General features: G+C 56.5%; 9 protein-coding genes and 1 pseudogene. 9 read left to right on the top strand and 1 reads right to left on the bottom strand.

The window, feature by feature from the left end; translation table 11 throughout:
- The 9 genes from ABWQ00_RS15485 to mazF all read left to right on the top strand — a co-directional run.
- Positions 1 to 519: dTDP-glucose 4,6-dehydratase (locus tag ABWQ00_RS15485; protein ID WP_353239554.1), on the top strand; the 519-nt coding region annotated here is incomplete at its 5' end.
- Positions 520 to 600: 81 nt separating this feature from the next.
- Positions 601 to 798 carry a hypothetical protein gene (locus tag ABWQ00_RS15480; protein WP_353239553.1) on the top strand — a complete coding sequence of 66 codons (198 nt, stop codon included), beginning with the start codon at positions 601 to 603 and terminating at the stop codon, positions 796 to 798.
- A 9-nt stretch (positions 799 to 807) separates the two neighbouring features.
- Entirely contained in the window at positions 808 to 1,401 is a 594-nt protein-coding gene (locus ABWQ00_RS15475) for a hypothetical protein (RefSeq protein WP_353239552.1), read from the top strand.
- 38 nt (positions 1,402 to 1,439) lie between these two features.
- Positions 1,440 to 2,312, top strand: coding sequence for a glucose-1-phosphate thymidylyltransferase RfbA (gene rfbA / locus ABWQ00_RS15470; protein WP_353239551.1), 873 nt, complete (start codon positions 1,440 to 1,442; stop codon positions 2,310 to 2,312).
- 38 nt (positions 2,313 to 2,350) lie between these two features.
- Positions 2,351 to 2,902 (top strand): dTDP-4-dehydrorhamnose 3,5-epimerase, encoded by a 552-nt coding sequence (gene rfbC / locus ABWQ00_RS15465; RefSeq protein WP_353239550.1) that lies wholly within the window; start codon positions 2,351 to 2,353, stop codon positions 2,900 to 2,902.
- 286 nt (positions 2,903 to 3,188) lie between these two features.
- Positions 3,189 to 3,524 (top strand): helix-turn-helix domain-containing protein, encoded by a 336-nt coding sequence (locus ABWQ00_RS15460; protein ID WP_353239549.1) that lies wholly within the window; start codon positions 3,189 to 3,191, stop codon positions 3,522 to 3,524.
- A 175-nt stretch (positions 3,525 to 3,699) separates the two neighbouring features.
- Entirely contained in the window at positions 3,700 to 4,749 is a 1,050-nt protein-coding gene (locus ABWQ00_RS15455; protein WP_353239555.1) for a Fic family protein, read from the top strand.
- A gap of 60 nt (positions 4,750 to 4,809) precedes the next feature.
- Positions 4,810 to 5,571: a YdcF family protein gene (locus ABWQ00_RS15450; protein WP_353239548.1), complete on the top strand. Its 762-nt coding sequence runs from the start codon at positions 4,810 to 4,812 to the stop codon at positions 5,569 to 5,571.
- Positions 5,572 to 5,641: 70 nt separating this feature from the next.
- Positions 5,642 to 6,013 (top strand): endoribonuclease MazF, encoded by a 372-nt coding sequence (gene mazF / locus ABWQ00_RS15445; protein ID WP_353239547.1) that lies wholly within the window; start codon positions 5,642 to 5,644, stop codon positions 6,011 to 6,013.
- Positions 6,014 to 6,286: 273 nt separating this feature from the next.
- On the opposite strand, the pseudogene ABWQ00_RS15440 reads toward mazF, so the two are convergent.
- Positions 6,287 to 6,566 (bottom strand): annotated as a pseudogene (locus ABWQ00_RS15440) (IS1634 family transposase); the annotation flags it as partial.

Genomic DNA, 6,566 nt, shown 5'->3' with positions numbered 1-6,566 from the left:
GTGCTCACCACCAACTGCTCCAACAACTACGGCCCCTTTCACTTCCCCGAAAAGCTCATCCCACTCATGATCGTCAACGCCTTGGCCGGCAAGCCCCTGCCCGTGTACGGCGACGGCATGCAGATCCGCGATTGGCTGTATGTGAAAGACCACTGCAGCGCCATCCGCCGCGTGCTGGAAGCCGGGCGCCTGGGCGAAACCTACAACGTCGGCGGCTGGAACGAAAAGCCCAACATCGACATCGTGCACACCGTCTGCGCGCTGCTGGATGAGTTGCGCCCCAAGGCCGACGGCAGCAGCTACAAGGCTCAGATCACCTATGTGCCGGACCGCCCCGGCCACGACCGGCGCTACGCCATCGACGCGCGAAAGATCGAGCGCGAACTGGGCTGGAAACCCGCCGAGTCCTTCGAAACCGGCATCCGCAAGACGGTGCAGTGGTACCTGGACAATCCGAAGTGGGTGAGCAACGTGCAGAGTGGGGCTTATAAGGATTGGGTGAGCAGGCAATATGCATAAATTACACCGCTACACCTTGTAAATCGGTGTAGAGTGTGAATCTTGTTTTTTCCGCCAACCTCGATCAATGAGAGGTCAAAAATGCAATTTGCAATTGAGCGCAAGGCGCCAGTGAGTCGCTTGGCAACCAAACCTTTGTCGCAGGCTGACAAAGAGTTAGAGGCCATGAAGGTGTACATGAAGAAGGTCAGTCGCAGCAAGAAAGCGGCCCAAACCTTTTTGGAAGACGCTGGTATTGTTGACAAACAAGGCCGCTTGGCGAAGCAGTACCGTTCCTGAAAGAAGCCGATGGACGGTTCCGTTTACGAATACCAGCCCAGTTTTATTCTGGGTTTTCATGGTTGTGAACGCGCTGTTGGTGAGGCGATTCTTGCGGGCCAAGAGCCTCACCTCAAGCCATCTGAGAAGAAGTGGGATTGGCTGGGGCACGGTATCTACTTTTGGGAGGGCAATCTTGCACGTGCTTGGGAATGGGCGAACGCTCGTCAAGCGGAAGGCAAGATAGACGAGCCTTTCGTCTTGGGTGCCATCATTGATTTGCGACATTGCCTTGATCTGTTTGATCGTGAGGCGATGCGCCAAGTCAGCGCGACTTACAGTAGCTTGGTTGATCTGTTTGCACGAACAGACAGGGCGATGCCCCAAAACACGGGGCCAACACCAGACAAAGCTGGACGGAAATTAGACTGCTTGGTTATGAACACCTTGCATGCCATTCGGGATGCAAGTGGACAGCAAGCGTATGACTCGGTGAGAGGGCCTTTCCTGGAAGGAGAGCCCATTTACGAAGGCGCTGGTTTTCGCAGCCACAGCCACATTCAAATATGCGTCCGTACAACTGGCGGCATTAAGGGTTACTTCAGGCCAATTGCGCTTGATTAAACAGTGTGTGTACAGACGCGCACATCGAAAAAAAATCTATGACACAACGAAAAGGCATCATCCTCGCCGGGGGCTCCGGTACGCGTCTTTATCCCGTGACTCAGGCTGTTAGTAAGCAGTTGATGCCGGTGTACGACAAGCCCATGGTGTATTACCCGCTGACCACACTGATGTTGGCGGGCATTCGGGATGTGTTGCTGATCAGCACGCCGCAAGACACGCCGCGATTCACCGAGCTGCTGGGCGATGGCAGCCAGTGGGGCATGAACATTCAATATGCAGTACAACCCAGCCCCGATGGTTTGGCACAAGCTTTCATCATTGGCAAAGACTTTGTGGGCAAGGACCCGAGTGCGCTGGTGTTGGGGGACAACATTTATTACGGGCATGACTTGGTCAAGCTGCTGGCCAGTGCAAACGCGCGTGATGCCGGGGCGAGTGTGTTTGCCTACCATGTGCACGACCCGGAGCGCTATGGCGTGGTGGAGTTCGATGGCGCTTTCAAGGCGCTGAGCATCGAAGAAAAGCCCAAGCAGCCCAAGAGCAACTATGCGGTGACGGGCTTGTATTTTTATGATCAGCAGGTGTGTGACATCGCGGCCGACATCAAGCCGTCGCATCGCGGCGAGCTGGAGATCACCGATGTGAACAAGCGCTATTTGGAGCTGGGCCAGCTGAACGTGGAGATCATGGGCCGTGGCTACGCCTGGCTGGACACGGGCACACACGACAGTTTGTTGGAGGCGGCGGGCTTCATCTCCACCCTCCAAAAGCGCCAAGGCCTGATGGTGGCATGCCCCGAAGAGATCGCCTTTGCCCAAAAGTGGATCGATGCCGCCGCCGTGCAAAAACTGGCAGCGCCTTTGGCCAAGAATGGCTACGGACAATACCTGCTGAACCTGATCAAATAAAAAGAACCCGAATAATCGGGGTCAGATCCCAATTAAATATGCCGTACACCGTTACAAAAACAGCGATTCCCGATGTGTTGATCCTCGAGCCGAGAGTGTTTGGCGATGCGAGGGGCTTCTTTTATGAATCGTTCAACACCAAAGATTTTGCAGAGTCCACGGGTCTGGATGTGAGCTTTGTGCAGGACAACCACAGCAAATCGGCCAAGGGCGTGTTGCGGGGTTTGCATTATCAAATTCAGCATGCGCAGGGCAAGCTGGTGCGGGTGGTGCAGGGTGAGGTGTTTGATGTGGCGGTGGATTTGCGCCGCACATCGCCCACCTTTGGGCAGTGGGTGGGTGTGCACCTGAGCGCCGACAACCACCGCCAGCTGTGGGTGCCACCCGGCTTTGCGCATGGTTTTGTGGTGCTCAGCGACAGCGCCGAGTTTTTGTACAAAACCACCGACTATTGGTATCCAGAACACGAACGCAGCCTGCTCTGGAACGACCCCGCCATCGGCATCGACTGGCCGGTGGATGGACCACCCCTGTTGGCAGCCAAGGACGCTGCAGGCAAACTGCTGGCAGAAGCCGAATGCTTTGATTAATTGGGGTCAGATCCCGATTGTTTTATGAAAGCCGCCTTCGGGCGGCTTTTTGCTTTTGGGGCTGTAGATTTCACTTGAACTTGTCAAAAGTCGTTCATTGAACTACATTTGAGTTATAGATTTCGAATGGGACGAAGACAAGAGCAATGCTTGCTTTAGGTTGCGGGGTTTTGACTTCGTCTATGCAGTGTTTGCTTTTGCTGATCCGGATCGATTCATTCGCCACGGCATGATGGGATTCGGATCATTTCAGCCCGCAAGGCCAATTCACGAGAGGTAAAGCGCTATGAAAACCGTTCGCATGAAGATTGATGTTCAAAGCCCCAATGCAAAGCCGATAGGTCGAATCGATGTCAAGCGCGTAGATGAAACGACAGAGGCTGACATCGGTGGACACAAAGCAGAGGATGATGCCAACGCCATGCTGGATGCTGCAAAGTTTGCGCGTCGGGTTCGTCGCCGGCTTGGCTTTAGTCAGATCGAATTTGCCGAGCGGATTGATGTGTCTCTAGACACGATCCGTAACTGGGAGCAAGGTAAACGCTGCCCAACTGGGGCGGCAAAGGCACTTTTGAAGGTGCTCGACAAGGCGCCCGAGGCTGCTTTGGCTGCTTTGCATTAATTGGGGTCAGATCCCAATTGTTTTATGAAAGCCGCCTTCGGGCGGTTTTTTGTGGGTGCGGCCAGAGGGGGCAGCTCACCATGAGCAAGAAATCAAACCAGAAGTTTACCCATTTCCACTCATTCTTAGATGGGGCGACCATTAAATGGGTGTTAATGGGTGTATTATTGGTTTCATGTTGCGTTCCGATACCCTCCAGATCACACCCGAGATCCTGAGCCTGATTGCTCGGATCGACGAATTTAAAGGTGCGTGGCGTGCTCTGGGCACGCTAGCGCCCGAGCGTCTTTTGGCGTTGCGGCGGGTGGCGACCATTGAGAGCATCGGCTCGTCCACCCGTATCGAGGGCAGCAAGTTGACTGACCGCGAGGTGGAGCGCTTGCTCTCCAACTTGGCCATCAAGTCCTTCGACACCCGCGACGAACAGGAAGTGGCCGGTTACGCTGAACTCATGGATAGGGTGTTCAGCTCATGGCAGGACATCCCATTCAACGAGAACCACATCAAGCAACTGCACCAGGTTCTGCTGACCCACAGCGAAAAGGATGCACGCCACCGGGGACAGTACAAGACCCATTCGAACAACGTCGCTGCATTCGATAAAAACGGCACGCAGATCGGCATCGTCTTCGAGACCGCCACGCCATTTGACACGCCACGGCTGATGACTGAATTGGTGTCGTGGGTGAATGGCGAGCGTGAGAAGGCACACCTTCATCCCTTGTTGATCATTGCGATCTTCGTCGTGGTGTTTCTGGAAATTCACCCCTTTCAGGATGGCAACGGACGTTTGAGCCGGGTGCTGACGACCCTGCTGCTGATCCAAGCCGGATACGCTTATGTGCCCTACAGCTCGCTAGAGAGCGTGATCGAGTTGAACAAGGAAACTTATTACCTAGCCCTGCGCCAGACACAGGGAACCATCCGCATGGAGGCCCCTAACTGGCAGCCTTGGCTGGTGTTCTTCTTGCGCTCTCTGGCTGAGCAGGTTCGGCGCCTGGAGAAGAAGGTCGAACGCGAAAAGATCGTGCTGGCCGCGCTGCCCGAGCTGTCACTCCAGATCGTGGAATTCGCCCGTGAGCACGGGCGCGTCACGATGATGGATGCCATTAAGTTGACCGGTGCCAGTCGCAACACCCTCAAGCAGCATTTGCGCGATCTGACCGAGCGCAACCATCTGGAACAGCACGGCGGCGGGCGCGGTGTGTGGTACGGGTTGAAATAGGGTCAGATCCGGTTTGGCAGTGGAAGAGTGGGCGATGGATTGACCGGCGATACTTTCGGTATGTTTGTTATCTCTAAATTGCTCTCCGCCATCACCCAGCCCATGTTCTGGCTGGCGCTGTGGTGGGCGTTGGCTTTGCTGATGCTGCTGCGTTGGCGCAAGTTGGCGATGGCCATGCTGTGGGGCGGTTTGTTGGTGCTGGGGCTGCTGGGCTTTGAGGCAGGGCCGCACGCGCTTTTGCGCGCGTTGGAAAACCGCTACCCCGTGCCAACGGCTGAGGCGGTGGGCCGGCATGTGGGGGTGATTGTTTTGGGTGGCGCCACGGAGCACCCCGGCATTTACCAAGCGCATGGCCAGGTGCCGCTGGGCGAAGCGGCCGAGCGCATGTCGGTGCCGGTGGGGCTGCTGCGCCAGCACCCAAAGTTGCAACTGGTGTTTTCAGGTGGCGAGGGGCGGCTGCTGGCCACGGGCGTGAGCGAGGCCGAATTGGCCAAGGCGTTTTACCAGCAGCAGGGCGTGGACATGGGACGCGTGGTGCTGGAGGGCGGCTCGCGCACCACGCGAGAAAACGCGATTCAGGTGGCTGCGCTGCTGGGCGAGCGTTGCCGCCAGCCGTGGTTGTTGGTGACTTCGGCCTGGCACATGCCCCGCTCTGTGCCCGAGTTCGAGGCGGTGGGTTGCCAGGTCACGCCCTACCCGGTGGACTTCAGAACAGGCGACAACACCCCATGGACCGAGTATTCATTGGCGCGCAGCCTGCTGCTGTGGCAGACGGCTTTACACGAGTGGCTGGGCTTGTGGGTGTATGGGGTGACGCGGTGAGTGGGCGTCCAAGCACCGAATACACGCATGCATAAAGGTCAGTGAATCTGGCCCGTCTTGAGGCACTTTGATGGCGCGTGCCTATGTTCCCGATACAGGCGAAGTGGTTTGGTTGGAGTTTGACCCTCAGGCGGGGCATGAGCAGGCTGGCCACAGGCCTGCGTTGGTCATCAGTCCAGCCAGCTACAACGGCAAAACCGGATTGATGCTGTGTTGCCCGATGTCGACCAAGGTCAAAGGTCACCCATTCGAAGTCCTGACCCATGTGGATGGCGTGGCTTGCGCTGTACTCTCAGATCAGGTCAAGTCGCTCGACTGGAGAGTTCGACGAGCCAAAAAGAAAGCCGTTGTCAACGAGGAAGTGCTCGTGCATGTCAAAGCCAAGATGAAGGCCTTGACTACATCGATCGTCAGCAAAAGGAGCGACCGCGTCGCCATGTGATGGCCGCTTTCGCTTCTAGCCTCGATGAGTTCGACAATCTCTACCGCGAACTGGCCAAGTAAATCGTGGAGCTGGAATACCTGACGGTCGCCCATGTGCTACAGAGATGATTCAGATGTTTGAGTCAGGTATGTTCGACATCGCCCACTTGGATCCATGGCTGCGGGGTTTTGCACAACGGCCGACATGACTCCCGATTAATTCCTCGCCCCCGAGTTCGACACGAAGCGCTGTAAGTCCTTGATTCGTATAGGCCACGATCGCAAGTTGCCACTACAGCAGGCTCAATTGGGTATCTGGATTGGGATTCTTGACGTTCAGGGCGTCCAGCATCGAGGCCTGGTCGCGGTTGATGGTGGAGATGCCGCTAATCGGCACGCCTTGATTGATGCAGACGCTTTGGCGCTGGATACGCCGCAGTTGTGCCAGGGCGGTTTCGGGAGAGGCGGCGTGGCCGGCGGCCTTCAGGCGCTGACGCATGACCCGGTAAAGGATCAAGGCCATAAAGCAAATGCTGGCGTGAGCGCGAATGCGCTCGGGCAGCCGGTGGAAC

This window comes from Limnohabitans sp. (genome assembly GCF_040400975.1).
GTDB lineage: Bacteria > Pseudomonadota > Gammaproteobacteria > Burkholderiales > Burkholderiaceae_C > Limnohabitans_A.
This window is presented reverse-complemented; position numbering and strand designations above follow the sequence as displayed.

Coding starts and splice junctions, on each gene's coding strand:
- ABWQ00_RS15480 (WP_353239553.1), top strand. CDS start 601: ATGCAATTTGCAATTGAGCGCAAGGCGCCAGTGAGTCGCTTGGCAACC.
- ABWQ00_RS15475 (WP_353239552.1), top strand. CDS start 808: ATGGACGGTTCCGTTTACGAATACCAGCCCAGTTTTATTCTGGGTTTT.
- rfbA (WP_353239551.1), top strand. CDS start 1,440: ATGACACAACGAAAAGGCATCATCCTCGCCGGGGGCTCCGGTACGCGT.
- rfbC (WP_353239550.1), top strand. CDS start 2,351: ATGCCGTACACCGTTACAAAAACAGCGATTCCCGATGTGTTGATCCTC.
- ABWQ00_RS15460 (WP_353239549.1), top strand. CDS start 3,189: ATGAAAACCGTTCGCATGAAGATTGATGTTCAAAGCCCCAATGCAAAG.
- ABWQ00_RS15455 (WP_353239555.1), top strand. CDS start 3,700: ATGTTGCGTTCCGATACCCTCCAGATCACACCCGAGATCCTGAGCCTG.
- ABWQ00_RS15450 (WP_353239548.1), top strand. CDS start 4,810: ATGTTTGTTATCTCTAAATTGCTCTCCGCCATCACCCAGCCCATGTTC.
- mazF (WP_353239547.1), top strand. CDS start 5,642: ATGGCGCGTGCCTATGTTCCCGATACAGGCGAAGTGGTTTGGTTGGAG.